The organism is Streptococcus sp. Marseille-Q5112, assembly GCF_916700555.1.
In the GTDB taxonomy this organism is placed as follows: Bacteria; Bacillota; Bacilli; order Lactobacillales; family Streptococcaceae; genus Streptococcus; species Streptococcus symci.
In genome coordinates, this window is record NZ_CAKAKP010000008.1 from 1 (window position 1) to 26,456 (window position 26,456).

At 40.6% G+C, this 26,456-nt stretch carries 27 protein-coding genes and 1 pseudogene; 17 read left to right on the forward strand and 11 right to left on the reverse strand.

Annotated features, from left to right (window positions below; all coding sequences use genetic code 11):
- Positions 1 to 84 precede the first annotated feature (84 nt).
- The 4 genes from rpmG to LG372_RS06485 all read right to left on the reverse strand — a co-directional run bounded on the left by rpmG (position 85) and on the right by LG372_RS06485 (position 1,794).
- Positions 85 to 234, reverse strand: coding sequence for a 50S ribosomal protein L33 (rpmG, locus tag LG372_RS06470; protein WP_001265622.1), 150 nt, complete (start codon positions 232 to 234; stop codon positions 85 to 87).
- A 15-nt stretch (positions 235 to 249) separates the two neighbouring features.
- Positions 250 to 432, reverse strand: a complete 183-nt coding sequence (gene rpmF, locus LG372_RS06475; RefSeq protein ID WP_000290417.1) for a 50S ribosomal protein L32 — start codon at positions 430 to 432, stop codon at positions 250 to 252.
- A 151-nt stretch (positions 433 to 583) separates the two neighbouring features.
- Positions 584 to 784, reverse strand: a complete 201-nt coding sequence (locus LG372_RS06480; RefSeq protein ID WP_000796544.1) for a PTS ascorbate transporter subunit IIC — start codon at positions 782 to 784, stop codon at positions 584 to 586.
- Positions 785 to 786: 2 nt separating this feature from the next.
- On the reverse strand, positions 787 to 1,794 hold the full coding sequence (locus tag LG372_RS06485) for an SPFH domain-containing protein (protein ID WP_004269911.1): 1,008 nt from the start codon (positions 1,792 to 1,794) through the stop codon (positions 787 to 789).
- A gap of 184 nt (positions 1,795 to 1,978) precedes the next feature.
- Between LG372_RS06485 and ilvD the strand changes: the two genes are divergently transcribed.
- On the forward strand, positions 1,979 to 3,682 hold the full coding sequence (gene ilvD, locus LG372_RS06490; RefSeq protein WP_225742409.1) for a dihydroxy-acid dehydratase: 1,704 nt from the start codon (positions 1,979 to 1,981) through the stop codon (positions 3,680 to 3,682).
- A 214-nt stretch (positions 3,683 to 3,896) separates the two neighbouring features.
- On the opposite strand, the gene LG372_RS06495 is transcribed toward ilvD, so the two are convergent.
- The gene (locus tag LG372_RS06495) at positions 3,897 to 4,238 is read right to left on the reverse strand and encodes a metal-sulfur cluster assembly factor (protein WP_001206380.1); all 342 of its coding nucleotides are present in this window, start codon (positions 4,236 to 4,238) and stop codon (positions 3,897 to 3,899) included.
- 167 nt (positions 4,239 to 4,405) lie between these two features.
- Between LG372_RS06495 and hisS the strand changes: the two genes are divergently transcribed.
- From hisS to LG372_RS06550, 11 genes and pseudogenes are all read left to right on the forward strand, one after another.
- Positions 4,406 to 5,686 carry a histidine--tRNA ligase gene (gene hisS / locus LG372_RS06500; protein ID WP_225742410.1) on the forward strand — a complete coding sequence of 427 codons (1,281 nt, stop codon included), beginning with the start codon at positions 4,406 to 4,408 and terminating at the stop codon, positions 5,684 to 5,686.
- Positions 5,686 to 6,150 (forward strand): hypothetical protein, encoded by a 465-nt coding sequence (locus LG372_RS06505; RefSeq protein WP_225742447.1) that lies wholly within the window; start codon positions 5,686 to 5,688, stop codon positions 6,148 to 6,150. The genes hisS and LG372_RS06505 overlap by 1 nt, the downstream gene beginning before the upstream one ends.
- A gap of 9 nt (positions 6,151 to 6,159) precedes the next feature.
- Positions 6,160 to 6,366: a helix-turn-helix transcriptional regulator gene (locus tag LG372_RS06510; protein ID WP_001176233.1), complete on the forward strand. Its 207-nt coding sequence runs from the start codon at positions 6,160 to 6,162 to the stop codon at positions 6,364 to 6,366.
- Positions 6,366 to 6,563 (forward strand): hypothetical protein, encoded by a 198-nt coding sequence (locus tag LG372_RS06515; RefSeq protein WP_084930517.1) that lies wholly within the window; start codon positions 6,366 to 6,368, stop codon positions 6,561 to 6,563. Before LG372_RS06510 ends, LG372_RS06515 begins: the two co-directional genes overlap by 1 nt.
- A gap of 2 nt (positions 6,564 to 6,565) precedes the next feature.
- A complete protein-coding gene (locus LG372_RS06520; RefSeq protein WP_225742411.1) occupies positions 6,566 to 7,306 on the forward strand; it encodes a DUF3169 family protein in 741 nt (246 codons plus the stop codon).
- 10 nt (positions 7,307 to 7,316) lie between these two features.
- Positions 7,317 to 8,141, forward strand: coding sequence for an ABC transporter ATP-binding protein (locus LG372_RS06525; RefSeq protein ID WP_225742412.1), 825 nt, complete (start codon positions 7,317 to 7,319; stop codon positions 8,139 to 8,141).
- Positions 8,134 to 8,832, forward strand: coding sequence for an ABC transporter permease (locus LG372_RS06530; protein ID WP_020903388.1), 699 nt, complete (start codon positions 8,134 to 8,136; stop codon positions 8,830 to 8,832). The genes LG372_RS06525 and LG372_RS06530 overlap by 8 nt, the downstream gene beginning before the upstream one ends.
- Before the next feature lie 9 nt (positions 8,833 to 8,841).
- Positions 8,842 to 9,480 (forward strand): CPBP family intramembrane glutamic endopeptidase, encoded by a 639-nt coding sequence (locus LG372_RS06535; protein WP_225742413.1) that lies wholly within the window; start codon positions 8,842 to 8,844, stop codon positions 9,478 to 9,480.
- A 17-nt stretch (positions 9,481 to 9,497) separates the two neighbouring features.
- Positions 9,498 to 9,728, forward strand: coding sequence for a hypothetical protein (locus LG372_RS06540; protein WP_000832185.1), 231 nt, complete (start codon positions 9,498 to 9,500; stop codon positions 9,726 to 9,728).
- A 154-nt stretch (positions 9,729 to 9,882) separates the two neighbouring features.
- Complete coding sequence (gene aspS / locus LG372_RS06545) at positions 9,883 to 11,646, forward strand: aspartate--tRNA ligase (RefSeq protein ID WP_225742414.1); 1,764 nt, start codon at positions 9,883 to 9,885, stop codon at positions 11,644 to 11,646.
- A pseudogene (locus LG372_RS06550) lies at positions 11,624 to 12,564 on the forward strand (YitT family protein). The gene aspS and the pseudogene LG372_RS06550 overlap by 23 nt, the downstream one beginning before the upstream one ends.
- 29 nt (positions 12,565 to 12,593) lie before the next feature.
- Here LG372_RS06550 and LG372_RS06555 read toward each other — a convergent pair.
- The 5 genes from LG372_RS06555 to LG372_RS06575 all read right to left on the reverse strand — a co-directional run bounded on the left by LG372_RS06555 (position 12,594) and on the right by LG372_RS06575 (position 18,206).
- Positions 12,594 to 13,580 (reverse strand): LacI family DNA-binding transcriptional regulator, encoded by a 987-nt coding sequence (locus LG372_RS06555; RefSeq protein WP_225742415.1) that lies wholly within the window; start codon positions 13,578 to 13,580, stop codon positions 12,594 to 12,596.
- Between the two features lie 9 nt (positions 13,581 to 13,589).
- A complete protein-coding gene (locus LG372_RS06560) occupies positions 13,590 to 14,390 on the reverse strand; it encodes a DUF1189 domain-containing protein (RefSeq protein ID WP_225742416.1) in 801 nt (266 codons plus the stop codon).
- Between the two features lie 297 nt (positions 14,391 to 14,687).
- Positions 14,688 to 15,530 carry a sugar ABC transporter permease gene (locus LG372_RS06565; RefSeq protein ID WP_004236955.1) on the reverse strand — a complete coding sequence of 281 codons (843 nt, stop codon included), beginning with the start codon at positions 15,528 to 15,530 and terminating at the stop codon, positions 14,688 to 14,690.
- Position 15,531: 1 nt separating this feature from the next.
- On the reverse strand, positions 15,532 to 16,824 hold the full coding sequence (locus tag LG372_RS06570) for a sugar ABC transporter permease (protein WP_070479567.1): 1,293 nt from the start codon (positions 16,822 to 16,824) through the stop codon (positions 15,532 to 15,534).
- A 110-nt stretch (positions 16,825 to 16,934) separates the two neighbouring features.
- Positions 16,935 to 18,206 (reverse strand): extracellular solute-binding protein, encoded by a 1,272-nt coding sequence (locus LG372_RS06575; RefSeq protein ID WP_070479569.1) that lies wholly within the window; start codon positions 18,204 to 18,206, stop codon positions 16,935 to 16,937.
- Positions 18,207 to 18,683: 477 nt separating this feature from the next.
- Here LG372_RS06575 and malQ point away from each other — a divergent pair, with 477 nt between their 5' ends.
- The 3 genes from malQ to LG372_RS06590 all read left to right on the forward strand — a co-directional run bounded on the left by malQ (position 18,684) and on the right by LG372_RS06590 (position 22,935).
- On the forward strand, positions 18,684 to 20,201 hold the full coding sequence (gene malQ, locus LG372_RS06580) for a 4-alpha-glucanotransferase (RefSeq protein WP_084864388.1): 1,518 nt from the start codon (positions 18,684 to 18,686) through the stop codon (positions 20,199 to 20,201).
- A gap of 25 nt (positions 20,202 to 20,226) precedes the next feature.
- Positions 20,227 to 22,485: a glycogen/starch/alpha-glucan family phosphorylase gene (gene glgP, locus LG372_RS06585; protein WP_225742417.1), complete on the forward strand. Its 2,259-nt coding sequence runs from the start codon at positions 20,227 to 20,229 to the stop codon at positions 22,483 to 22,485.
- Between the two features lie 243 nt (positions 22,486 to 22,728).
- Positions 22,729 to 22,935, forward strand: a complete 207-nt coding sequence (locus LG372_RS06590; protein WP_125852399.1) for a hypothetical protein — start codon at positions 22,729 to 22,731, stop codon at positions 22,933 to 22,935.
- A 104-nt stretch (positions 22,936 to 23,039) separates the two neighbouring features.
- On the opposite strand, the gene LG372_RS06595 is transcribed toward LG372_RS06590, so the two are convergent.
- The gene (locus LG372_RS06595; protein WP_225742418.1) at positions 23,040 to 23,888 is read right to left on the reverse strand and encodes a putative RNA methyltransferase; all 849 of its coding nucleotides are present in this window, start codon (positions 23,886 to 23,888) and stop codon (positions 23,040 to 23,042) included.
- A gap of 151 nt (positions 23,889 to 24,039) precedes the next feature.
- Between LG372_RS06595 and LG372_RS06600 the strand changes: the two genes are divergently transcribed.
- The gene (locus tag LG372_RS06600) at positions 24,040 to 24,318 is read left to right on the forward strand and encodes a DUF6110 family protein (RefSeq protein ID WP_000910909.1); all 279 of its coding nucleotides are present in this window, start codon (positions 24,040 to 24,042) and stop codon (positions 24,316 to 24,318) included.
- Position 24,319: 1 nt separating this feature from the next.
- Positions 24,320 to 26,383 (forward strand): heavy metal translocating P-type ATPase, encoded by a 2,064-nt coding sequence (locus LG372_RS06605; RefSeq protein WP_225742419.1) that lies wholly within the window; start codon positions 24,320 to 24,322, stop codon positions 26,381 to 26,383.
- The last annotated feature ends 73 nt before the right edge of the window (positions 26,384 to 26,456 follow it).

Sequence of the window (26,456 nt, forward strand, 5' to 3'; positions counted from 1 at the left end):
AAAGTTAGTTTTATAATAAAACACCCCATTAGCTAGATATTTTGTCTAACTAATAGGGTGTAAGTCATGAAACGGAATGACCTATTACTTAACTTCTGTAAACACAACGTGTTTGCGAAGTTTTGGTGAGTATTTCTTCAATTGAAGACGGTCTGGAGTGTTACGTTTGTTTTTAGAAGTAAGGTACAAGCGTTCACCAGATTCTTTGTGTTCAAGTGTAATATTTACGCGCATGGTATCTCCCTTCTATTATTCAGCTGATGCAGCTTTAGCGATTTTACGTCCTTTGTAGTATCCTTTAAGTGATACACGGTGAGAACGTGAGTAATCTCCAGTAGTTTCGTCAAAGTTTACAGATGGAGCTGTTACTTTGTAGTGTGTACGACGTTTGTTTTTCTTCGCTTTTGAAGTGCGACGTGCAGGTACTGCCATTTTGATTTCTCCTTTAGGTATTTATATTCGATTCAATCTACTGATTTTCATCAACCATATTAGAATAACACATTTTTTTTGTAAAGTAAAGTTACTTGACAAAAAAAGATGAAAAAATTCTCCTGTCAGTCCTAGCAGACAGGAGAAGGTGTTAAATATCAATCTCAAATGGTTCGTCAATGGTTTCTGATACGTATTTTCCGTCTTTCTTCCGTTGTTTGACACATTCTGTGAGGAGATACTCGATTTGTCCATTGACTGAACGAAAGTCATCTTCTGCCCATGATGCGAGTGCAGCGTATAACTTTGTTGAGAGTCGAAGGGGGATCTGCTTTTTTTTAGCTTCAGCCATCTTTAGTAAAGACTTCCTGTGTTGACAATTGGTTGTGCATCATGATTGCCACAGAGAACGACTAGGAGATTTGAAACCATGGCAGCTTTTCGTTCTTCGTCAAGCTCGACCAATTCCCCTTCATTGAGTCGTTCTAGTGCCATTTCAACCATTCCTACAGCACCATCCACAATCATCTTACGGGCATCAATAATGGCAGATGCTTGTTGGCGTTGAAGCATGACAGCAGCAATTTCTGGAGCGTAAGCTAGGTAAGTAATACGTGCTTCAAGGATTTCCAAGCCAGCATCCTCAACACGACTTTGGATTTCCTCACGAATACGGTTAGCTACAATCTCACTAGAACCACGGAGACTACCTTCATCTGCTTGCCCGTCACCTGTAGTATCCACATTAGGAGAGACATCGTAAGGATAGATGCGGACAATATTTCGGAGGGCGCTATCACATTGCAATGAAAGATATTCTTTGTAGTTGTCCACATTGAAGACTGCTTTGGCTGTATCAACAACTCTCCAAGTTACCGCGATCCCGATTTCTACGGGATTTCCTAGACAATCATTGATTTTTTGGCGAGAATTGCTCAAGGTCATAACCTTGAGGGAAATCTGTTTTTTGCCAATTTCAATGTTTACATCATTGCCATTTGATGATTTCATTCCTGACAAAGGAGATTTTGTGCTAACATCACCACTTTGTCCCAGTCTAGTGTGATTTGCAGGGTTGACTGCTACGCTGAAGGGATTAACAAAGTAAAAACCAGGTTCTTTGATGGTACCTGTATAGTTACCAAAAAGGGTCAAAACCAGAGCTTCCTGAGGTTTGACAACTTTTAAACCAGCATGAGCTAGGCCTGCAATTAAGCTTAATAAAAGTCCGATAATAATTCCAAAAATGTTTTCCGAACCAACACCCATTATAAATATAAAGATACCGAGTACGAGCGCCAATTCAATGAGAATCAATGCGAATACACCATTTGGTTTTGAATTGATTAGTTTTTCAGTCATAAGAATGACCTCCTATTATTTGATATCTAAATGATATCACTTTAATTTATAAAGTCAAGAAATAAATGTAACATTTTTAAAGAAAATATTTTTGTATAGAATTTTCTGAAAATTCAAGAATTTTCTTCTGTTCATTGCTTTTAAAATGTGCTATAATAGTAAAAACTGAAATGGGAGGGAACAAATGACTGAATTAGATAAGCGTCACCGCAGTAGCATTTATGACAGTATGGTAAAATCACCAAACCGTGCCATGCTTCGTGCGACTGGTATGACAGATAAGGACTTTGAAACACCGATTGTGGGAGTAATCTCGACTTGGGCGGAAAACACACCATGTAACATCCACTTACATGATTTTGGGAAATTAGCCAAAGAAGGTGTCAAATCGGCAGGTGCTTGGCCTGTGCAGTTTGGGACTATCACTGTAGCAGACGGGATTGCCATGGGAACGCCTGGAATGCGTTTCTCTTTGACATCTCGTGATATCATTGCAGACTCAATCGAGGCGGCTATGGGTGGTCACAATGTGGATGCCTTCGTCGCTATCGGTGGCTGTGATAAGAATATGCCTGGTTCTATGATTGCCATTGCCAATATGGATATCCCAGCTATTTTCGCTTATGGTGGAACCATTGTACCTGGAAATCTTGATGGTAAAGATATTGACTTGGTTTCTGTTTTTGAGGGTATCGGAAAATGGAACCACGGTGATATGACAGCTGAGGACGTGAAACGTCTTGAATGTAATGCCTGCCCTGGCCCTGGTGGCTGTGGTGGTATGTACACAGCTAATACCATGGCGACTGCTATCGAAGTTCTCGGTATGAGTTTACCAGGATCTTCATCTCACCCAGCTGAATCAGCTGACAAGAAAGAAGACATCGAAGCAGCAGGACGTGCTGTTGTTAAGATGTTGGAGCTCGGTCTCAAGCCATCAGATATCTTGACTCGTGAAGCCTTTGAAGATGCTATCACTGTAACTATGGCTCTCGGTGGTTCTACAAATGCCACTCTTCACTTGCTTGCCATTGCCCATGCTGCCAACGTTGACTTGTCACTTGAGGACTTCAATATGATCCAAGAACGTGTGCCTCACTTGGCTGACTTGAAACCATCTGGTCAGTATGTCTTCCAAGATCTCTACGAAGTCGGTGGTGTGCCTGCGGTTATGAGATATCTCTTGGCAAATGGTTTCCTTCATGGAGACCGCATTACATGTACTGGTAAGACTGTAGCTGAAAACTTGGCTGACTTTGCAGACCTTACACCAGGTCAAAAAGTTATCATGCCCCTTGAAAATCCAAAACGCGCGGACGGTCCGCTTATCATCTTGAACGGGAATCTTGCTCCTGACGGTGCAGTTGCCAAGGTATCAGGTGTTAAAGTTCGTCGTCACGTTGGACCAGCTAAGGTCTTTGACTCAGAAGAAGATGCGATTCAGGCCGTTCTGACAGATGAAATCGTTGATGGCGATGTAGTCGTTGTTCGTTTCGTTGGACCTAAAGGTGGTCCTGGTATGCCTGAGATGCTGTCACTTTCATCAATGATCGTCGGTAAAGGTCAAGGAGACAAGGTTGCCCTCTTGACAGATGGTCGTTTCTCTGGTGGTACTTATGGTCTGGTTGTTGGACATATCGCTCCTGAAGCTCAGGATGGTGGACCAATCGCTTACCTTCGTACAGGCGATATCGTTACGGTTGACCAAGATACCAAAGAAATATCTATGGCCGTATCCGAAGAAGAACTTGAAAAACGCAAGGCAGAAACAACCTTGCCACCACTTTACAGCCGTGGTGTCCTCGGTAAATATGCTCACATCGTATCATCTGCTTCACGCGGAGCCGTGACAGACTTCTGGAATATGGACAAGTCAGGTAAAAAATAAACTTAAAAAGCAAGCCAATTTTAGCTTGCTTTTTTTTCATCTTCAAAAGTGATTTGCCTGCTTATACTCAATAAAAATCAAAGAGCAAACTAGAAAGCTAGGCGCAGGTTGCTCAAAACACTGTTTTGAGGTTGTGGATAGAACTGACGAAGTCAGTAACATATATCTACGACAAGCCGACGCTGACGTGGTTTGAAGAGATTTTTGAAGAGTATTAACGAGGTGGCAGTCCAAGGGCAATGCGACCGTAGCGACTGATTCGTGTAATCTTCCAGGCAGGCGACCAGGTAACTTCAACCTTGACATCTTCGATACCCTCGATTTGTTTCAGACCTGCGACGATTTCGATAGGCAAACTTTCTGCGCAATCGCAGGCTGTATCGGTGAAGGTCATGACAATCTTGCAGAGACCTGTTTCATCCAGATTGATTTCATAAATCAACCCTAGATTGTAAACATCCAATTCCACATCTGTATCAAAAACCTTCTCTAGCTTTTCGATAATTTGGTCTTGCAAGGCCAAAGCACGGTCATTGATTTTGATATCCTCTCTCATTACAGTCCCTCCACGTGATAAATATCCTCTATTTTCTCATAATTCTGACAATTTGGCAAGTTTTTGATGAATTTTCTGAAAAGACTCTCTTGAGATTTTCTTCTCTCACTGTTTTAATCCCTCTATTTATGGTAAAATAAGACTATTAAGTTTAAAGAGGATTCCCTATGAAATTACAAAAACCAAAAGGAACGCAGGATATTTTACCTGCTGAGTCTGCCAAGTGGCAGTACGTTGAGGGCTTTGCCCGTGAGATTTTCAAGCGCTATAACTATGCAGAAGTGCGCACGCCTATTTTTGAGCATTACGAGGTCATCAGTCGCTCTGTCGGAGATACGACCGATATCGTAACCAAGGAAATGTATGATTTCTATGACAAGGGTGACCGCCATATTACCCTCCGCCCAGAAGGAACAGCGCCAGTTGTCCGTTCCTACGTGGAAAATAAACTCTTCGCCCCAGAAGTGCAAAAGCCAAGTAAGTTCTATTACATGGGCCCTATGTTCCGTTATGAGCGTCCACAGGCAGGTCGTTTGCGCCAATTCCACCAGATTGGTGTTGAGTGTTTTGGTTCTAGCAATCCAGCTACCGATGTGGAAACAATCGCGATGGCAGCCCATTTCTTGAAAGAAATCGGCATCCAAGGTGTCAAATTGCACCTTAACACTCTTGGAAATCCTGAGAGTCGTGCGGCCTACCGTCAAGCCTTGATTGACTATTTGACACCGCTCAAGGAGACCTTGTCTAAGGATAGCCAGCGTCGTTTGGAGGAAAATCCTCTTCGTGTCTTGGACTCTAAGGAAAAAGAAGACAAGGTAGCAGTAGAGAATGCACCGTCTATCTTGGACTTCCTTGATGAAGAAAGCCAAGCCCACTTTGATGCTGTACGTCAGATGTTGGAAAATCTTGGAGTAGACTATATCATCGATACCAATATGGTGCGTGGTCTGGACTACTACAACCACACCATTTTTGAGTTTATCACTGAGATTGAGGGCAATGACTTGACAGTCTGTGCGGGTGGTCGTTACGATGGTTTGGTTTCTTACTTTGGAGGCCCTGAAACTGCTGGATTTGGTTTTGGACTTGGTGTAGAGCGCCTGCTTCTCATTCTTGAAAAGCAAGGTGTGGCCCTCCCTATCGAAAACGCCCTAGACGTCTATATCGCAGTCTTGGGTGATGGAGCAAATGTCAAGGCCTTGGAGTTGGTGCAAGCCCTTCGTCAACAAGGATTCAAAGCAGAGCGTGATTACCTCAACCGTAAGCTCAAAGCTCAATTCAAGTCAGCCGATGTCTTTGCGGCTAAGGCTCTCATCACTCTAGGCGAGAGCGAAGTCGAAAGCGGACAAGTGACGGTCAAGAACAACCAAACACGAGAAGAAGTGCAAGTATCACTTGAGGCTATCAGCCAAAACTTCTCAGAAATCTTTGAAAAACTAGGCTTTTAATAGTAGATAAACTGGTCAGGACCTTACTCCTGACCTTTTTCTTTTGCAAAATGACAAAAATCATAAACTTTTTGACAAATATGATTGTCAAAAAGAAAAAGATATGTTACAATAAATTCAAGTTAAGAGAAAAGGAGAAAGGAACGATTATGTGGGCATTAGGATTTGTACCTCTTGTGATTATGTATTATATCTACCATTCCCAAAAGGTCAAGAAACTGGAGAATAAAATCAAAAGAATTGAGCAAAAACAGAAAGGAAATAAAGAAATGTCAAGATTATTAAAAGAATTGATTGGGAAGAAACCAACAATCATTGGACAAGTGTTTGGAACAGACAACTGGGAAGTTGTGGATGTTGATGAGGAATGGGTCAAGCTACGCCGTGTTGATAAAAAGGGAAAAGAAAAATTCAAACTACAACGCATTGAGGATATCCAAACCGTTGAATTTGACGGAAAGTAGGTGTGTAACATGCAACTAAAAAATCGTCTAAAAGAGCTTCGGGCTCGCGATGGTCTCAATCAAACCGAACTGGCCAAGTTGGCAGAAGTTTCGAGGCAGACCATTAGCCTATTAGAACGGGACGAATACACCCCGTCAGTTGTGATTGCCTTGAAAATATCTCAGATTTTCAACGAAACAGTCGAATCGGTATTTCGCTTGGAGGAGGATGAGTGATGAACAAGTACAAAGTGATTTATTATGTAGTGGTCACAGTTCTATTAGTCAGCGTGTTTCTATTGATTGGGATAGACTTAGGCTGGTTTAATCCATATCAAAGTAACCAATTTGTTTGGGCCTACTTTGCTCTTATCCCAGTCGTTGACTGGATTGAAAAGAAAGCAAACAATTTAGCGAGTGAAAAAGGAGAATGAAAATGAAAAAGAAAAATAAAGGTGGATTGTTATTTTTAATGTCTGTTGTCTTTGGAGGTTTCTTTGGAGGTTTTGTAGGGATGTTTAAGGATGCTGCCGAATCCCACGCAATCATTTTAGATGTAAAAGTCTTTATACCCTGGATATCAGCTATTTGTTTACTGATAGCTTTCATTAGTATTCTTTTGACTTTCAATTTCTTAAAGAAAAGCAGAGAATTTCACTCCTTGTATCAAGAGGAAATGGATGATGACCTGAATGAAACCTATTATGTGCAAATGTATCGGAATCTTGAGTTTGGAAGCATTGCTTTTAATATTACAAACGTAGCGATTTTATTGGCTCTCTTCATTTCAGCAAGTGAAATGGTTGTACTAAATGGAAGCCATCTAACCTTATCTCTTTCTTTTTTGGGATTAGTATTGATTTTTAATGTTCAAAAATATTTTTATAAAACCATTGCGATTGTTCGCCAGTTTGATTTGGTATTTTTCTCTATGCCAAAGGATATCTTAGGCTATGTCAATTCTTACGATGAAGGGGAGCGCCAGGCTAATTTGGAACAGAGTTTTCGGATTTTATTCCAATTACATCAGTATGTCTTGCCAACCTTGTACTTTCTGATTGCTCTCTTTTCCTTACTGACAGGAGAGATTCAGCTACTAGCTTTCGTACTTGTCGGAGCGATCCATATTTATATCAATGTGATGCAGTTACCTATGGTAAAACGTTATTTCAAATAAAGGAGTTTCTATGATTCGTGTTGAAAATGTAAGCAAAAGTTTTGGGAGCAAAAAAGCTCTTCATCAGATTTCTTTTGAGATTAAGGAAGGTGAAATCTTTGGTTTTCTTGGACCTTCTGGCTCAGGTAAAACAACCATGATCAATGTCTTAACAGGTCAGTTGGCTGCAGATCAAGGTAAAACAGTTTTGTTAGGCAAGAATTCTCAAGATTTAACCTCAAAGGATTTGGAACAAATTGGTATAGTTAGTGATGGCAGTGGTTTTTATGAAAAGATGAGTCTTTACAAAAATCTTCTCATCTATGCTAAGCTATATGGTCTCAAGTCAGATAGAGTAGTTCAGGTGCTTCAACAGGTTGGATTGGCAGATGCTAAAGATATTATCGCAGAAAAGTTATCTACTGGAATGAAACAACGAATGTTCTTGGCCCGTGCCCTTCTTAATGCTCCTAAGATTCTCTTTCTAGATGAGCCAACCAGTGGCTTAGACCCTACAACATCTAAGATGATTCATACCCTACTTCAAGAATTAAAGCAGGCGGGGACAACTATCTTTCTGACCACGCATGATATGAATGAAGCAACTCTGCTTTGTGATCGCTTATCTCTTTTGAATAAGGGTAACCTAATAGAGTATGGAAGTCCGCAAGATATCATCCAGAAGTACCATGTGGATAAGAAAGTACGTGTGGTTTATAACGACGGACGAGAACAGATAGTTCCATTTGATGAATTACCACATTTAGACACGACAGATTTGATGGTGGTTCACTCTTGTGAGCCAACTTTAGAAGAAATCTTTATCAGATTGACAGGAGAAAAGTTAGATGTTTAGAAAATTAAATGCCCTACTATGGTTAAGATTACAAGTTCTTATCAGCAATTCAACTTTGTTGGCGACTCTATTGTTGCCTTTTGGACTGGCTGTTCTATATAATGAGTTCTTAAACAAGAGTGGAGAATTGAGTACGTATTTCCTTTCTATGAGTTTGACGATGGTCTTGAGCATGGGAAGTGGTTATATGGTATCGATTATGATGGCAGAAGATAAGGAAAAGCGCAATCTTAAATCACTCATCCTAAGTGGTGTGACAGCAACAGAATATACTTTCAGTATGCTCATTCTCCCTCTGTTGATTATGTTGCTTGGAATGATTTTACTACCAATCTATTTTAAAGTGGATGTATCAGGTTACTTATTGGCCTATGTTATCTATTTGGTCTTAGCAGCTATTAGTGTTATTTTTCTCAACCTTCTAATCGGTGCAGTGTCAGATACTCAGTCTAAAGCGCAAGTTTATAGTATGTTTCCTGTGTTTATCGTCTCTTTTTTACCCATGATTGCTCTTCAAAATGATACGGTTCAGAAAGTGTTGGATTACTCTTTTATTGGTCCAATTGTAAATCTTTTAAATAAAAAAGGTGGGGAAATATCTTTTTCTAATATTGGTATGTTACTTGCCTGGGTACTTGTGTTAGGAATAGCGAACCTCTTTGTATTGAAAAATAGCTATAAAGCAAGATAGGAGATTTATATGAAACTACTTAAAAACCTCGGCTGGTTTCTTCTAGCCATTCTATCCTTTTACTTTATCTATGGTCTGGTTCAGAGCATGGCGCTGTCAGCTCTTGGACTAGGGGCTTCAATCTTTGGAGTCTTACCACTTTATGTCGTCCTGTCAGGGGCCTATGTTTATGGAGTTTACAGATGGTATCAGACAGAAAAGGTTAGCATCCAGACGACTGCTTTTAATCGTCATATCTGGTTGCCTACTCTGGTTTTGCTAGTGGCTATTACAGCCCAGTTCTTTTTACCAGAAGATCCGTCGGTCAGTCAACAAATCGTATCTCAACTGACAGTGGAACAGCCTGCATTTGGTTTCTTTATGGTGGTGGTCTTTGCTCCTTTGACGGAAGAACTCATCTTTAGAGGGATGCTGGCACGCTATCTCTTTCCTAAGCAGGACAAGAGCAAACAGGTTCTGTTTCTTCTGGTATCTAGTGTTCTGTTTGCCTTGATTCATTTCCCAGGAGATGTGCAACAATTTTTAGTTTATGCTAGTCTTGGTTTTAGCTTGGGCTTGGCTTATATTAGCAGAAAAGGTCTGGTCTACAGTATTTCTCTCCACGCTTTGAATAATTTAGTCAGCTTTTTGATGATTCTCATGCTATAATAGAGTCAGGAGGTCACATGAAACGAGTAATTTTATTAGCAGTGATTCAAGCAGTCGTTCTATTTTTCATCATTGGGGCGCTAGCTTATGCTTTCAAGGGAGATTTCTTCTACAACTATCTAGCAGTTGTCTTTGCCCCTATTGCAGGTGTCTTGCGCTTTGGGACAGCTTACACAACGGAGATTGTCTTGCCTCGAAAGGCAGCCGAAATTGCTGAAAAACGTAAAGCAGGCAACAATTCAAAATAAAAGAGTCCGGTGAACTTCATCGGATTTTTGTATGGGCGTTAATTTTTAGAGTCTTCACTTGATTTTTAAAGACAGGCAAACTTTTCTGCTGATTTTCATGAAGAGCCTGCGCTTTTATGGTAAAATAGTAACAGAATAAAAGAGGAGAGAAATAATGAAACGTAGTATGTATGCTGGTCGTGTTCGTGAGGAACACATCGGACAAGAAATGACCTTGAAAGGATGGGTTGGCCGTCGTCGTGACCTTGGTGGTTTGATCTTTATCGACCTTCGTGACCGTGAAGGAATTATGCAGTTGGTTATCAACCCTGAAAAAGTCTCTGCAGAGGTTATGGCAACAGCTGAAAGCCTTCGTAGCGAATTTGTTATCGAGGTAACTGGTCAGGTCGCTGCGCGTGAGCAAGCTAATGATAAGTTGCCAACTGGTGCAGTTGAGTTAAACGTGACAGCTCTGACAGTGCTTAATACAGCTAAAACAACCCCATTTGAGATTAAGGATGGCATTGAGGCCAATGACGATACACGTTTGCGTTACCGTTACCTTGACCTTCGTCGTCCAGAAATGTTGGAAAATCTTAAACTTCGTGCTAAGGTGACCCACTCTATCCGCAACTACTTGGATGAGTTGGAGTTTATCGACGTGGAGACACCATTCCTTTCTAAGTCAACTCCTGAAGGGGCGCGTGACTATTTGGTGCCATCTCGTGTTAATAAAGGGCATTTTTACGCTCTTCCTCAAAGTCCACAAATCACGAAACAGCTCTTGATGAATGCTGGTTTTGACCGTTACTACCAAATCGTTAAATGTTTCCGTGACGAGGACTTGCGTGGTGACCGCCAGCCTGAGTTTACCCAGGTCGACTTGGAAACATCTTTCCTTACTGAGCAAGAAATCCAAGATATCACAGAAGGCTTGATTGCGCGTGTCATGAAGGAAACTAAAGGCATCGAAGTGACGCTTCCATTCCCTCGTATGAAATACGATGATGCGATGGCTCTTTACGGTTCTGATAAACCTGATACTCGTTTTGACATGTTGCTTCAGGACTTGACAGAAGTGGTCAAAGGTGTAGACTTTAAAGTCTTTTCAGAAGCACCTGCTGTAAAAGCCATTGTGGTCAAAGGCGCTGCGGACAATTATTCACGTAAAGACATCGACAAGATGACGGAAGTAGCCAAACAGTATGGTGCCAAAGGTCTTGCTTGGGTCAAGGTAGTTGATGGAGAACTAAACGGACCAGTTGCCAAGTTCTTGACTGGCATCCAAGCAGATTTGACAGCAGCACTTGGTCTTGAAGATAAGGATCTCGTTCTCTTTGTGGCAGATACGCTTGAGGTAGCAAATGCAACTCTTGGTGCCCTTCGTGGACGTATTGCCAAAGAGCTTGGTTTGATTGATAGTGATAAATTCAACTTTCTTTGGGTGGTTGACTGGCCAATGTTTGAATGGTCTGAAGAAGAAGGTCGCTACATGAGCGCCCACCATCCATTCACACTTCCACAGGAAGAGACTGCTCACGAATTAAAAGGTGATTTGGCTAAGGTTCGTGCCATTGCTTACGATATTGTCTTGAACGGTTATGAGCTTGGTGGTGGTAGCCTTCGTATCAATCAAAAAGACCTTCAAGAACGCATGTTCAAGGCTCTTGGTTTCTCAGCTGAAGAAGCAAATGACCAGTTTGGCTTCCTTCTTGAAGCCATGGACTATGGTTTCCCACCACATGGTGGTTTGGCTATCGGGCTTGACCGATTTGTTATGTTGCTTGCTGGAGAAGAAAATATCCGTGAAGTCATTGCCTTTCCTAAGAACAACAAGGCAACTGACCCAATGACACAAGCTCCTTCAACAGTAGCTCTTAAACAACTAGAGGAACTCAGCTTACAAGTAGAAGAAGATGAAACAAGCAAAACGAATTAAGCGGTGGCGCTATTATCTGCGCCGCTTTGCTCATCAGATAAAAATTTTACGTGTCTTACAAAGCATCTCTCGCGAAAAATATGATGAGAAGATTTCGGCCTCTCTGGTCTATGGTTTTTTATCAGCAGTAGCGGTCAATTTCTTTTCCAACCAGGGCATGTGTATTCGAGTGGTGCAACAGGTCTGGCACAGATTATCTCTGCCTTGAGTAATCACTGGTTTGGTTTTCACATTCCGATTTCGCTGACCTTCTACGCCATTAATTTTCCTTTGATGGTCTTGGCTTGGTATCAGATTGGGCATAAGTTCACAGTCTTTACCTTTATCACGGTATCCATGAGTTCTTTCTTTATCCAGTTCGTCCCTGTGGCGACCTTGACGGAGGATCCCATTATCAATGCCCTTTTTGGGGGTGTTGTCATGGGCTTGGGGATTGGTTTTGCTCTTCGCAACAATATCTCCAGTGGTGGGACGGATATCATCAGCCTGACCATTCGCAAGAAAACGGGTAAGAATGTCGGTAGTATTTCTTTCTTGGTAAATGGGACTATCATGCTGATAGCAGGTTTGACCTTTGGTTGGAAATACGCTCTCTACTCTATGATTACCATCTTTGTCTCTAGCCGTGTGACAGACGCTGTCTTTACCAAGCAAAAACGCATGCAGGCCATGATTGTGACCAATCATCCAGACAAGGTAATTGAAAAAATCCATAAAAAATTGCACCGCGGTGCAACCATGATCCACGATGCAGAAGGAACCTATAATCACGAAAGAAAGGCAGTTTTAATCACTGTCATTACCCGTGCAGAGTTTAATGAATTTAAACAGATTATGAAACAGGTGGATCCAAGCGCCTTTGTCTCTGTATCTGAGAATGTTCATATTCTGGGACGGTTCGTTGAAACAGAAAATTAGTAACTAAAAAAACCAGCGTGAGCTGGTTTTTATTTTTCGATAATTTTATGGGCAATTAACTGACGATAACAAATTTGCTTATTGCTTTTAGCATCGTTGATAATCTGGAGGATAGTTTCAAGAGAAACACGACCAAGTTCTAGGCTATTGATATCAACATAAGCTGCCAAGTTGAGCTTAGGATTGACCGAGTCAAAGCTGAGAACAGGGACATCCAGTTGGTGCTTAGCAATATAGTCACAGACCCCTTCGGCTAGGAGACTATCGGTTGTAATGATAGCATCAATCTGTGGATCATGCTGAAAGAGGAGTGTACTAAATTGATACCCTTTTTCTTCTAAGAACTCCGTTGCAAAATAGGTCAAATTTCCATCAATAGGCAGTTGGTGTTGTTTGAGGGCGGACTCATAGCCTGTTAAACGGTCTTGTGTTACGAAGAGTCGCTTAGTCCCTCCAATGAAGGCAATTCGTTTGCAGCCTTTTTTGATAAAATATTCGGTTGCATCAAAACCGGCTTGGACATTGTCATTATCGACAAGAGGGATAAAGGGTGAAATGGATTTTCCTAGGATGAGGAAGGGAAACTGCTCATCAGCGACCAGTTTGACCAAGGGATCCTCCTCTTCGGCATAAAGGAAAATCAAACCATCCACACGTTTGCCGTAAACCATCTGTGAAATAGCTTTAAGGCGCTCTTTTTCATCTTTACCTGTTGCAATCTGAATAGCGTAGTGGTTTTCAGAAGCAACTTGGGCGATACCACGGAGGACAGATGGGAAGAAAGGATTTTGATAGAAGGCGTCTGAGTCGTCAGGAAGGACCAAGCCGATAACTTGGGTATAACTACTTACCAAGCTACGAGCGTTGAGGTTGGGGTGGTAATTGAGCTCCTTCATAGCCTTGCGAACGCGTTTTTTAGTTTCGTCGCTAATGGTTGATTTGTTTTGAATAACACGGGTTACGGTTGAAGGCGAAACACCAGCAACCTTGGCCACGTCTTTAATCGTAACGGGCATAAAAATCTCCTATTTATGGTAATCTGGATCACGGAAATGCGTTTTATAAAAGATAGTGACCAGATACAGAACAAAAAGAATGTTTTGTACAGTAATCAGAGTTGTCATATTTTGGCCAAATAAGCCCAAAATAAGCGTAATCAGAGTAGGTAATCCTAAACAGTTCAAGATAAAATGGTAGCACTCTTTAAAGGTCCTAAATGAAAAGAGGCGTGATTTCTTAGTGATATAAAGGAGAAGACTCGCTCCTAGAGAGACGATAAAGAAATTCAAACCAAAGAGGAAGCTGGCACCGAGAACTAGGAAGAGACTGATATAGACACGATTTTGCTGGTACCAGTCTTTAGAAATGGCTTGGGTCAAGCTGTCTTTGTTTTTGAAACTCTCAGTCTGAATCGCTCGGTAAGAGACACGGGTCAGTTCTTTACTTTCCTTGCTGATGACGAGCTCATTCGTATCGAAATGCAGTTGCAAGTCCTTAGGTAATTCCTTGCTTTGACTTGGACCGATCACAATAGAAGGCGCGTGACTAGCTGTTCCAGTATAAGTTAATTTGCCATCAACAATTGTAGCGTGTTCAGAGAGATCTTGGACAACCTCATCTGTCAATGGTTCATAGACATTATCGATAAAGGTTTCTAGCGGATAAGTCTCCTGCGAGCTGTTTTGGATGGCAATAGGTACCATAGATAAGCTGATCAGGAAGATACTGGTAAAGAGAAGCTGAAACCAGTTGAGCCCGAAACGTTTGGACAGGGGCTTACGAAATCCCCAAATACTTGAAAAATAGGAAAATGGATATGGAAGCATAGGTATCTTTCTAAAAGGTGTTTTCTATATGAGTATTATTATATAGAGAAATGTGCTTTATTTCAAGTCTAGGAGAAAAATTGCTTGTTGTAAGGGTATTACTTACAGTAACAATCGCTAATACTCAATGAAAATCAAAGAGCAAACTAGGAATCTAGCCGCAGGTTGCTCAAAACACTGTTTTGAGGTTGTGGTTAGAACTGACGAAGTCAGTAACCGTACTACGGCAAGGTGAAGCTGACGTGGTTTGAAGAGATTCTCGAAGAGTATAAAATGAAAAAGGGTGGCGGGGATATATTATCCCTTGTCGCCACCACTTGTAAGTCCTGAAACAAAGTTCTTTTGTAGGAAGAAGAAGAGAATACAGATTGGAAGGGCGATGAGGATAGCACCTGCTGAGAAGTAGGCAATCTTCATGTTTTTCACATTGCTAACGAAGGTTTGGAGACCTACGGCAACAGTAAAGTATTCTTTCTCACGAAGCAAGAAACTAGAGAGGATATAGTCTCCAAAAGGTCCCATGAAGGCCCAGAGAGCTTGTACGGCAACCATTGGGCGAACAAGTGGAAGAACAATTTGCCAGAAGCGGCGGAAGTGTCCTGCACCGTCTAGTTTTGCAGATTCGTCTAGAGACATTGGCACTGTATCGAAGTAGCCCTTCATGAGCCAAGCATTCATCGGGATACCCCCACCAACATAAAGGAAGATGAGGAACCAGCTGTGGTTAAGGGCGTTCAACATAAGTGCCATAACGAAGAAGGCAGTCAAAGCGGCCATTGTTGGCACCATTTGGATAATCAAGAAGAAGACCAAACTTTGTTTACGAGCCAAGAAATTGTAACGGCTATAAGCATAACCAGCAAGTACGATAATACTTGTTTGAACAGCCATAGTAATTAAGGCGATAATCAAAGTGTTGAGGTACCAAGTACCGTACAAGGTTTCAGTGAAGAGACCTTTAAAGTTATCAAAATTGAGGTCGATATTAGTATCTAGTTTAAAGGCTGAGACGTTACCTGCTTTAAAGGCTGACATGATGGTAATCAAAAGTGGATAGATAATCACGATTGATAGGCCAATTAAGTAGAGGTAAGTAAGGGTTTGAGTCAGTCTACGTTTGAGTTTAATTGAGTTATTCATCTTAGACATCCTCCATATCAAATGCGTGTAGTTTCTTGAATGCGATCATAGAGATTGAGATGACAATGATAGAGATAATCAAGGTAACAGCTGCCGCCATTGAGTATTGAGGAGATGTACCTGTTGTCAAACGGTAGATCCATGAGATCAAGATATCTGTTGAACCAGCTCCCCCTCCGACACTACCAGGACCTCCACCATTGAAGAGGTACATGATAGAGAAGTTGTTAAAGTTGAAGGTGTATTGGCTAATCAAAGTAGGTGCCGCAACAGCCAAGATCATTGGGAAAGTGATGTTGCGGAATTTTTGCCAAGCATTAGCACCGTCAATATAAGCTGCTTCATAAAGGTCGTTAGGAATAGATTGCAAGATACCCAAAGTCAAAACGTAGATATATGGGAATCCAAGCCAACCTTGCATCATAATCAAGGCAACCTTAGTCCAAGTAGGGTCTGTTTTCCAAGGGATAAGAGCCCCATCAAGGAAAGGAAGGAATTTAGCAAAGATCGGCAAGACTTGAGTGTTGATAGCACCGACACTATCATTAAACATATTTGAGAATGTCAAGATAGTGATGAAGGCTGGGACAGCCCAAGGAAGAAGGAAAATAACACCGAAGATGCGTTTTCCTTTGATAAATGGTTGGTTAGCAATGATAGCTGTGAAGATACCGATTACGATTTGTAAAGTAGAAGCTGCCAAAGCCCAGATGATAGTCCAAGAAAGAACGGCACCAAAGGCAGAACGGAAGGTACTCAAACTCCAGATATTCGTAAAGTTAGTCAAACCAACCCAGTCCAACAATTTGTTTGGTGGCAAGTGTTGGAAGTCGTAGTTAGTAAAGGCGATCATCAAGGTTACGATAACTGGGAAGATAATCGCAAAAGTCATTGCAATATAAGATGGAATGATCAAGAGGTAAGGGAAACCATTTTCATAGATTCCTTTGACCATTTCTTTAAAGGTAAGTGCTACTGGAATACCATTGTTAATGTGTTTAGCAGTTGTATGTGCATCTTTGATATTTGCGAAATAAAAGAGTACATAAACAACTACAAAGATTAAATGGAAGGCACCACGAATCAGCATGAAGAGGGAATTATCACGACCTGGCTTGTCACCAAGAGTGATGAGGTTGCTCAATTCAGGGGCTGCAAGTGCTAGGAAATAAAGGACAAATACGATGGTTACACCAAGGAAGATAAAACCTTTGGCTTTTTGTTTATTGTAAATCTGTCCTAACCCAGGAATGATAGACAGCAGGGCTGCTTTACTAGGTTGTTGCTTTTCCATAATAACTCCTTTCATAGGATACTGGTTTCTAATCAAAACCTAAACTATATATGTTTTTTATTGATAAATTCAAAGGGGGATTTGAATTCCACCCCCCTTGAACAAATTTTTTATTCACCAAATTTTTGTTTGATTGTTTCTTTGATCAATGTTACAGCATCGTTTGCAGCTGTTTTAGCATCTTTCTTACCACTTACAGCTTCAAACAACATTGTTTTAGCTGGGTCCCAAACAGCTGACATTTGAGAGATATTTGGCATTGGTTGAGCGTTCTTGAACTGTTTGATAACAGCTGTTGTCAACTCATCGTTTTTACCTTCAGCGTATGAACGAGCTTCAGTGTTAGCTGGGATTTCGTTAGTTGTATCGTAGAAGGCTTTTTGTTCTTCAGTTGAAACAAGGAAGTCTACAAATTTTTGAGCAGCTTCAAGGTTCTTAGTGCTTGATGGGATGATCCAAGCTTTACCACCACCGAATGCAGCATATTCTTTTCCGTTTGGAAGAGTTGGGATAGTTGCAACACCGTAGTTTACTTTAGCGTCTTTGAAGGCTTTAGCTTTCCAAGGTCCGTCAATGATAGCAGCTGTTTTACCTTCTTGGAATTGAGTTTGGATTAGGTTTCCAGCTCCTTCAGTATCTTGCATACCTTTAGGCCATTTTTCATACCAAGATTTAGCATAGTTGATACCTGCGATAGAACCGTCGTTTGCAAGACCGATGTCTTTAGAGTCTTTACCGTTTTGTCCGAATACGTAACCGCCGTTACCAGCAAGAAGTCCGTATGCAAAGTAGAAGTTTGTCCAGTCAGCTAGGAAAGCAGAAGTTTTTCCATCTTCTCCAGCGAATGCGTATTTGCTATCTTTAGCAAGGTTTTCCAAGTCAGCAAATGTTTTTGGAGCTTCTTTTACCAAGTCTTTGTTGTAGTACATAACAAGTGACTCGATAACGGCAGGAGCACCGTAAACTTTACCGTCAGCAGCTGTTACAAGAGATTTAGTTTTATCATCTGTTTTAGCGCCGTCGCTCAATTTAACTTCTGAAAGTTGGCCGTCAGTACCAAGGCTACCTACACGGTCGTATGGTGCCATCATAACGTCAGCAGCTTTACCAGATTGGTTATCTAGAGAAAGGTTGTCAAGACCACCCATTTGGTCTCCGGTTTTGATAGTCACTTTTACGCCAGCTTCTTTTTCGTAAGCTTTTGCAGCTGATTCAGCAAAAGCTTTGTATTGGTCTTCAACGTAAAGAGTGATTTCTTTCGCTTCAGATGAACCAGCATCAGCAGCTTTTTCAGCAGGTTTGCTTCCGCAAGCTACCAAAAGCAAGCTAGCAAGTGTAGCAGTTCCAAGCACAGCAGCGCTCTTCATGAATTTAGATGACATAGTGTATTCCTCCTAAAGAATAACAAATTTTATAATGAGGAAACGCAAACGTTTTCCTTTATGGGACTAGTATAGCACAATCGGAAAGCGGTTGCAAGTGTTTTTTGTAAAAATTTTAAAAAAAAATTCACGAAAAGGGTAAGCGTTTTATTTGTTTATAATAGTAGAAAATCCCAAAAATCGGTTTTGTTTTAAATTTAAAAAAGTTGGGAAAACGATTGCCTAATTTACAAATGGAAAGTAGAGAGGATTCTCACTTTATTTTTGCTTAATAAGATAAGTGAAAGCCTTATTCCTATTTTGTTTGCTTCCTGAAAGAATATATATACGAGTAAGAAGAAAAATTTTTAAAAAATAATCAAAAAGTTATTTAAAACCGCTTGCATTTATCAAGAAAATAAGCTATACTAGTAATAGCGCAAACGTTTGCGTTCATAAAAATGTAATATCTAACTATAAACACACGAGGTGCTTATTATGAAAAAACGTCAAAGTGGTGTGTTGATGCACATTTCTTCTCTTCCAGGAGCATACGGAATCGGATCATTTGGTAAAAGTGCTTACGACTTCGTTGATTTCTTGGTTCGCACAAAACAACGTTACTGGCAAATCCTTCCACTAGGGACAACTAGTTACGGAGATTCTCCTTACCAATCTTTCTCAGCCTTCGCAGGGAACACTCATTTTATCGATTTAGATATCTTGGTGGAACAAGGCTTGTTGCAAGCAAGTGACCTTGAAGGGGTTGACTTTGGTAGTGATGCGTCTGAAGTTGATTATGCGAAAATCTACTATGCACGTCGTCCTCTTTTAGAAAAAGCGGTAAAACGTTTCTTGGAAGTAGGAGATGTTAAAGATTTTGAGAAATTTGCTCAAGACAACCAATCATGGCTTGAACTCTTTGCAGAATATATGGCTATCAAAGAGCATTTTGACAATCTTGCTTGGACTGAATGGCCAGATGCAGATGCTCGTGCTCGTAAAGCTTCAGCACTTGAAAGCTACCGTGAGCAATTGGCAGACAAGTTAGTTTACCACCGTGTGACTCAATACTTCTTCTTCCAACAATGGTTGAAATTGAAAGCTTACGCTAACGACAATCACATCGAAATCGTTGGAGACATGCCAATCTACGTAGCGGAAGATTCAAGCGATATGTGGGCAAATCCACATCTCTTCAAGACAGATGTCAACGGTAAGGCGACTTGCATCGCAGGATGCCCACCAGATGAGTTCTCTGCAACTGGTCAGCTTTGGGGTAACCCAATCTATGACTGGGAAGCAATGGATAAAGACGGCTACAAATGGTGGATTGAACGCTTGCGTGAAAGCTTCAAAATCTACGATATCGTTCGTATCGACCACTTCCGTGGTTTCGAATCTTACTGGGAAATCCCTGCTGGTTCTGATACGGCAGCACCTGGTGAGTGGGTGAAAGGTCCTGGCTACAAACTCTTTGCAGCCGTTAAGGAAGAACTTGGTGAGCTCAACATCATCGCTGAAGACCTTGGCTTCATGACTGATGAAGTTATCGAGTTGCGTGAACGTACTGGTTTCCCAGGAATGAAGATTCTTCAATTTGCTTTCAACCCAGAAGACGAAAGTATCGATAGCCCACACTTAGCACCTGCTAACTCAGTTATGTACACAGGAACACACGATAACAATACGGTCCTTGGTTGGTACCGTAACGAGATCGATGATGCGACTCGTGAGTACATGGCGCGCTACACTAACCGTAAAGAATACGAAACAGTGCCACATGCTATGCTTCGTACAGTCTTTTCATCAGTTAGCTTCATGGCAATTGCAACTATGCAAGATTTGCTAGAATTAGATGAGGCAGCTCGTATGAACTTCCCATCTACCCTTGGTGGAAACTGGTCTTGGCGTATGACTGACGATCAATTGACACCAGCTGTCGAGGAAGGCTTGCTTGACTTGACAACAATCTATCGCCGAATCAATGAAAATTTGGTAGAATTAAAGAAATAATACAATATCAGGAGACACCTTAAACATGTTATCACTACAAGAATTTGTACAAAATCGTTACAATAAAACCATTGCAGAATGTAGCAATGAAGAGCTTTACCTGGCTCTTCTTAACTACAGCAAGCTTGCAAGTAGCAAAAAACCAGTTAACACTGGTAAGAAAAAAGTTTACTACATCTCAGCTGAGTTCTTGATTGGTAAACTTTTGTCAAACAACTTAATCAACCTTGGTCTTTACGACGATGTTAAAAAAGAACTTGCAGCTGCAGGTAAAGATTTGATCGAAGTTGAAGAAGTTGAATTGGAACCATCTCTTGGTAATGGTGGTTTGGGACGTTTGGCTGCCTGCTTTATCGACTCAATTGCTACTCTTGGTTTGAACGGTGACGGTGTTGGTCTTAACTACCACTACGGTCTTTTCCAACAAGTTCTTAAAAATAACCAACAAGAAACAATTCCAAATGCATGGTTGACAGAGCAAAACTGGTTGGTTCGCTCAAGCCGTAGCTACCAAGTGCCATTTGCTCACTTCACATTGACATCAACTCTTTACGATATCGATGTACCTGGTTACAAGACAGAAACTAAGAACCGCTTGCGTTTGTTTGACTTGGATTCAGTTGATTCTTCAATCATTAAAGACGGTATCAACTTTGACAAGACAGACATCGCTCGCAACTTGACTCTTTTCCTTTACCCAGATGATAGTGACCGTCAAGGTGAATTGCTCCGTATCTTCCAACAATACTTCATGGTTTCAAACGGTGCGCAATTGATCATCGAAGAAGCAATCGAAAAAGGAAGCAACTTGCATGACCTTGCTGACTACGCGGTTGTACAAATCAACGATACTCACCCATCAATGGTTATCCCTGAATTGATTCGTCTTTTGACTGCTCGTGGTATCGAGCTTGACGAAGCAATCTCAATCGTTCGTAGCATGACCGCCTATACTAACCACACAATCCTTGCTGAAGCCCTTGAAAAATGGCCTCTTGAATTCTTGCAAGAAGTGGTTCCTCACTTGGTACCAATCATCGAAGAATTGGACCGTCGTGTGAAAGCAGAAGTGAAAGATCCAGCTGTTCAAATTATTGACGAGAGTGGACGTGTTCACATGGCCCACATGGATATCCACTACGGATACAGCGTTAACGGAGTAGCAGCACTTCACACTGAAATCTTGAAAAATTCTGAGTTGAAAGCTTTCTACGACCTTTACCCAGAAAAATTCAACAACAAAACAAACGGTATCACTTTCCGTCGTTGGCTCATGCATGCTAACCCAAGCTTGTCTCACTACTTGGATGAGATTCTTGGAGAAGGTTGGCACCATGAAGCTGATGAGCTTGAGAAACTCTTGTCTTATGAAGACAAAGCAGCTGTCAAAGAAAAATTGGAAAGCATCAAGGCTCACAACAAACGTAAATTAGCTCGTCACTTGAAAGAACACCAAGGTGTGGAAATCAATCCAAACTCTATCTTTGATATCCAAATCAAACGTCTTCACGAGTACAAACGCCAACAAATGAACGCTTTGTACGTGATCCACAAATATCTTGACATCAAAGCTGGTAACATCCCTGCTCGCCCAATCACAATCTTCTTTGGTGGTAAAGCAGCTCCAGCCTACACAATCGCTCAAGACATTATCCACTTGATCCTTTGCATGTCAGAAGTTATTGCTAACGATCCAGCAGTAGCTCCACACTTGCAAGTTGTTATGGTTGAAAACTACAACGTTACTGCAGCAAGCTTCCTTATCCCAGCATGTGATATCTCAGAACAAATTTCACTTGCTTCTAAAGAAGCTTCAGGTACTGGTAACATGAAATTCATGTTGAACGGAGCTTTGACTCTTGGTACTATGGACGGTGCTAACGTGGAAATCGCTGAGTTGGTTGGCGACGAAAACATCTACATCTTTGGTGAAGATTCAGAAACTGTTATCGACCTTTACGCAAAAGCAGCTTACAAATCAAGTGAATTCTACGCTCGTAAAGCTATCAAACCATTGGTTGACTTCATCGTTAGCGATGCAGTTCTTGCAGCTGGAAACAAAGAGCGCTTGGAACGTCTTTACAATGAATTAATCAACAAAGACTGGTTCATGACTCTTCTTGACTTGGAAGACTACATCAAGGTTAAAGAACAAATGTTGGCTGACTACGAAGACCGTGACGCATGGTTGGATAAAGTCATCGTTAACATTTCTAAAGCAGGATTCTTCTCATCTGACCGTACAATCGCTCAGTACAATGAAGATATCTGGCACTTGAACTAAGATACAAGATTTATACTAATACACTTTCATATAAAGCGAATTTCGATTGAAATTCGCTTTTTTGAATGCTGTGGATTTGAGTCAATCTTGAATTAAAAAGAGAGAAATCATAGACACATTGAACGCTTAAAATGCTGGTTTTACAACCTTTAAGCCTCGAAATCTACTTAAAAATTACCTCATATTCCTTGTATTCGCTTACATAAAGTATTATAATATGATTGTAGGAAAGAAGGTGTTCTTATGTGGAAAAAATATTTTTCAAAATATAAATGGACTGATTTATTTTGGATACTATTTGTGATTTTGACATGTTTCTTGGCGGGTAATAGTAATCTTTACCCCCTTACCCATCAAGAAATCTCTTATCATGGGTGCTTATCGGGAATTACACTTGCCTTATTTCACTTACTATTTATTGATAAGTTTGTTATTTCGAATCGAAAATAAATGGAGAAGCTAAAATCTTTAAATGTTTTAGACTTTTCGGATAGATAGTTTAAAAATTGAAATTTAAAACCGCAGATCTTTTTGAAATGCGGTTTTTGTGTCAATTATAGTACTTTCCCAACCAGAATCTCAGCTTCAATGGTAATCTCTGTCAGTTGGCTCCAGTCAATCTTAGTCTGGTCGATGTGAAAGAGGAGGGGCGTCATGCTGAGTAGGGCTTGGAGCTGATTTGCTGTGATAGTCTTAGTCAGAGAGGCGGTTTGACTAGATAGGATGGTAAAGCGTTCCTGGAAATGCTCCTTGATATCTTGATTAGAATAATCCTTGTTTGTCAGCTGGTCTTGTACCTTCTGACGGATTTCCTTGAGGTGATTTTTAGTTGGAATAACCTTTATCAAGATGCCGTCTTTGGATAAAACGCGATGAAATTCTCCATAGTTGGCAGGTGAGAAGATATCAAGCAGGATATCCATGCTAGCGTCTTTTATAGGAAGACGAGCTAAGTCACCAACGAACCAGTTGACTGCCCAGTTTGGTTCACTCTTGGCAGCGATTTGGACGGAATCTTTGGAAATATCAAAGGCATAGAAGGTTTTGTCAGGATGCCTTTTTTGAAGCTTGCGAGAATAGAAACCTTCACCACAACCGATATCTAAAATTGTTTTGGCATTTTTTGAGCTTGCAAGTAAATCGGAAATGGCCTCTAAGATAGCTTGGTAAAAGCCGGCTTCTAGGATTTGTTGACGGTTTTGAAAATTTTCCTTGTCGTAGTTAGCAGATTGTTTGATTTGAGGCGCCAGATTGACATAGCCGAATTTCGCCAAGTCAAAAGAATGACGGTTGCAGCACTTGAAACTAGTCTCTAGCAGAGTCAGATTTTCTTGACAGATAGGACAGGCAAAGGCAGTAGCAGAAGCAAAACGCTGAAGTTTGGGTTTGAGATTTGTATTCATAGTTTAAGTGTATCAAAAGAGGCAAATGAAAGCAACTTTAGGAATAAGTAGATGGGAGATTCAGTAGAAATAAAACTAATTCTCCAATTTATAGAATAAAATTGCTTTTATATCTAAATTTCTATATAATAATGATAAGGAGGAAATAAGTATGTTAAAAGAAGTATTAACCGTTGCAAAAGTTGCGAAAAAATCATCACTCTTTTTGGGTGGTGTCGCATTTGGTACCCTTGGCTTGAAAATCTTAGCAAGTAAGGAAGCTAAAAAAGGTTATTCTAAAGCTTTGGCTAAGGCTTACAAGTTGAAAGACGAGCTAGATGCATCTGTTTCTGTTGTGAAGCAACATGGAGACGATGTCTTGCAAGATGCCAAATATTTGTACGAGCAAGAGAAAAAAGAAGAGCAATTAGATAGCCTTATAGGAGAATAATATGTCTTTTAAAGTGCTACATAGAGGATACCAACATATCCGACTATCATCTTCTTTTTCACTCACCTTGGATATTCAAGACTATCTTCGTTCCTTGGCGAGAGATGAAAAGGGGATTGAGTCTATCCAGTTTTACATGGATCAACAGCACTTTACTCTACGTATAAAAGAAGGCTTTTCTGTATTAGATAATGCAGAAGCCTTTTTAAAAAGAATTGATAAAGGGAAAGTTTCTGAGTTGATGACTCTTCCCATTCGTAGAGAAGAGAGTGCTTATTCTATTGTTTCAGGTGCAGCGATTAAGCGTGTACTTTTTCGTAGTTTTGTGCCGTATCCTATTCGCTATATATGGACTTGTTATCAGGCTTTGGGTTATGTTAGAGAAGCCTATCAGACCCTAGCGCGTAAGGAACTAACGATGGAGGTCTTGGACTGTTCGGCGATTTTATTGTCCTTGTTTATGAACCAATCCAAGACAGCTAGCAATATCATGTTTATGCTTGATTTGGGGAATCATTTAGATCAGTGGTCCTTGAAAAAAACTGCAACAGATTTAGAACAAAGCCTTCTTGCAAAAGAGAGCGATGTATTCCTAGTACAGGGCGATACGGTTGTTAGTATCAAGAGTTCCGATGTTCAAATAGGAGATGTCTTGGTCCTATCTCAAGGAAATGAAATTCTGTTTGATGGACAAGTAGTTTCAGGTTTAGGTATGGTCAACGAAAGTTCCTTGACAGGAGAGAGTTTTCCAGTTGAAAAAAGAGAGTCTGATTTGGTTTGTGCAAATACAGTATTAGAAACTGGAGAGTTACGCATTCGTGTAACCGATAATCAGATGAACAGCCGTATTTTACAGCTGATTGAGTTGATGAAGAAATCTGAAGAAAACAAGAAAACGAAACAACGCTATTTCATCAAGATGGCGGACAAGGTCGTCAAATATAATTTCTTGGGGGCTGGTCTGACTTACCTATTAACAGGTTCTTTTTCTAAGGCTATTTCTTTCCTATTGGTCGATTTCTCCTGCGCTTTGAAAATCTCTACTCCTGTAGCTTATTTGACAGCTATCAAGGAGGGGTTGAATCGTGAAATGGTGATTAAGGATGGGGATGTTCTAGAGAAATACCTGGAAGTTGATACTTTCTTGTTTGATAAGACGGGAACAATCACAACTAGTTATCCTATAGTTGAAAAGGTGTTACCTTTTGGGGACTATAGTGAGGAAGATATTCTCAGAATCAGTGCCTGTCTTGAGGAACACATTTATCATCCTATTGCTAATGCCATCGTCAAGCAAGCTGAGATAGAGGGGATTGAACATGAGGAAATGCATGGGAAACTCCAATATATTGCAAGCAAGGGGATCAAATCTCATATAGATGGGCAACCAGTTCTTATTGGGAATTATGTTTTGATGCAGGATGAGCAAATTCATATCAGTTCAGAACAAAATGCTTTAATTGAAGAGTACAAGAGTCACTACAATCTCTTATTCTTGGCTTATCAGAATGAATTGATTGGAATGTTCTGCATTCATACTCCTTTGAGAAAAGAAGCAAAAGCAGCCTTGGAGAAACTTAAGGCGCAAGGGAAAAAATTGATTCTGGCAACAGGGGACACCTTGGTTAGAACAGAGGAATTAGTCAAAGATTTGCCCTTTGATCAGGTCTATACAGACTTGAAACCTGATGGGAAATTTGAGTTAGTAGAGGAACTGCAGAAAGCAGGTCACACGATTTTGATGGTTGGGGATGGGTTGAATGACTCAGCTGCTCTAACCCTATCAGATATCGGTGTGGTGATGAATGAGAGTGCAGATATTTCTAAGCAGATGAGTGATATCTTATTGTTAGATAATCGCTTGGATTTCTTCCAAGATTTGGATTCGCTATCATCATCTTTGCAAATACTCATCAAGAAGAATATTCAAGATACTGTTGTCGTAAATAGTAGTTTGATTGGCTTTGGCTTGTTTAATTGGCTCAGTCCTTCAAATCTTTCTATCTTACATAATCTAACAACCTTACGCATAGTCCTGCGTAGCCTGTCTATTAAGGCTAGATAGATGTGGTTATCAACAACAAAAAGGAGTTACCTTTATCGAGGTTAACTCCTTTTTTATAGGTAAATGTTGAACA

Coding starts and splice junctions, on each gene's coding strand:
- rpmG (WP_001265622.1), bottom strand. CDS start 234: ATGCGCGTAAATATTACACTTGAACACAAAGAATCTGGTGAACGCTTG.
- rpmF (WP_000290417.1), bottom strand. CDS start 432: ATGGCAGTACCTGCACGTCGCACTTCAAAAGCGAAGAAAAACAAACGT.
- LG372_RS06480 (WP_000796544.1), bottom strand. CDS start 784: ATGGCTGAAGCTAAAAAAAAGCAGATCCCCCTTCGACTCTCAACAAAG.
- LG372_RS06485 (WP_004269911.1), bottom strand. CDS start 1,794: ATGACTGAAAAACTAATCAATTCAAAACCAAATGGTGTATTCGCATTG.
- ilvD (WP_225742409.1), top strand. CDS start 1,979: ATGACTGAATTAGATAAGCGTCACCGCAGTAGCATTTATGACAGTATG.
- LG372_RS06495 (WP_001206380.1), bottom strand. CDS start 4,238: ATGAGAGAGGATATCAAAATCAATGACCGTGCTTTGGCCTTGCAAGAC.
- hisS (WP_225742410.1), top strand. CDS start 4,406: ATGAAATTACAAAAACCAAAAGGAACGCAGGATATTTTACCTGCTGAG.
- LG372_RS06510 (WP_001176233.1), top strand. CDS start 6,160: ATGCAACTAAAAAATCGTCTAAAAGAGCTTCGGGCTCGCGATGGTCTC.
- LG372_RS06515 (WP_084930517.1), top strand. CDS start 6,366: ATGAACAAGTACAAAGTGATTTATTATGTAGTGGTCACAGTTCTATTA.
- LG372_RS06520 (WP_225742411.1), top strand. CDS start 6,566: ATGAAAAAGAAAAATAAAGGTGGATTGTTATTTTTAATGTCTGTTGTC.
- LG372_RS06525 (WP_225742412.1), top strand. CDS start 7,317: ATGATTCGTGTTGAAAATGTAAGCAAAAGTTTTGGGAGCAAAAAAGCT.
- LG372_RS06530 (WP_020903388.1), top strand. CDS start 8,134: ATGTTTAGAAAATTAAATGCCCTACTATGGTTAAGATTACAAGTTCTT.
- LG372_RS06535 (WP_225742413.1), top strand. CDS start 8,842: ATGAAACTACTTAAAAACCTCGGCTGGTTTCTTCTAGCCATTCTATCC.
- LG372_RS06540 (WP_000832185.1), top strand. CDS start 9,498: ATGAAACGAGTAATTTTATTAGCAGTGATTCAAGCAGTCGTTCTATTT.
- aspS (WP_225742414.1), top strand. CDS start 9,883: ATGAAACGTAGTATGTATGCTGGTCGTGTTCGTGAGGAACACATCGGA.
- LG372_RS06555 (WP_225742415.1), bottom strand. CDS start 13,580: ATGCCCGTTACGATTAAAGACGTGGCCAAGGTTGCTGGTGTTTCGCCT.
- LG372_RS06560 (WP_225742416.1), bottom strand. CDS start 14,390: ATGCTTCCATATCCATTTTCCTATTTTTCAAGTATTTGGGGATTTCGT.
- LG372_RS06565 (WP_004236955.1), bottom strand. CDS start 15,530: ATGAATAACTCAATTAAACTCAAACGTAGACTGACTCAAACCCTTACT.
- LG372_RS06570 (WP_070479567.1), bottom strand. CDS start 16,824: ATGGAAAAGCAACAACCTAGTAAAGCAGCCCTGCTGTCTATCATTCCT.
- LG372_RS06575 (WP_070479569.1), bottom strand. CDS start 18,206: ATGTCATCTAAATTCATGAAGAGCGCTGCTGTGCTTGGAACTGCTACA.
- malQ (WP_084864388.1), top strand. CDS start 18,684: ATGAAAAAACGTCAAAGTGGTGTGTTGATGCACATTTCTTCTCTTCCA.
- glgP (WP_225742417.1), top strand. CDS start 20,227: ATGTTATCACTACAAGAATTTGTACAAAATCGTTACAATAAAACCATT.
- LG372_RS06590 (WP_125852399.1), top strand. CDS start 22,729: ATGTGGAAAAAATATTTTTCAAAATATAAATGGACTGATTTATTTTGG.
- LG372_RS06595 (WP_225742418.1), bottom strand. CDS start 23,888: ATGAATACAAATCTCAAACCCAAACTTCAGCGTTTTGCTTCTGCTACT.
- LG372_RS06600 (WP_000910909.1), top strand. CDS start 24,040: ATGTTAAAAGAAGTATTAACCGTTGCAAAAGTTGCGAAAAAATCATCA.
- LG372_RS06605 (WP_225742419.1), top strand. CDS start 24,320: ATGTCTTTTAAAGTGCTACATAGAGGATACCAACATATCCGACTATCA.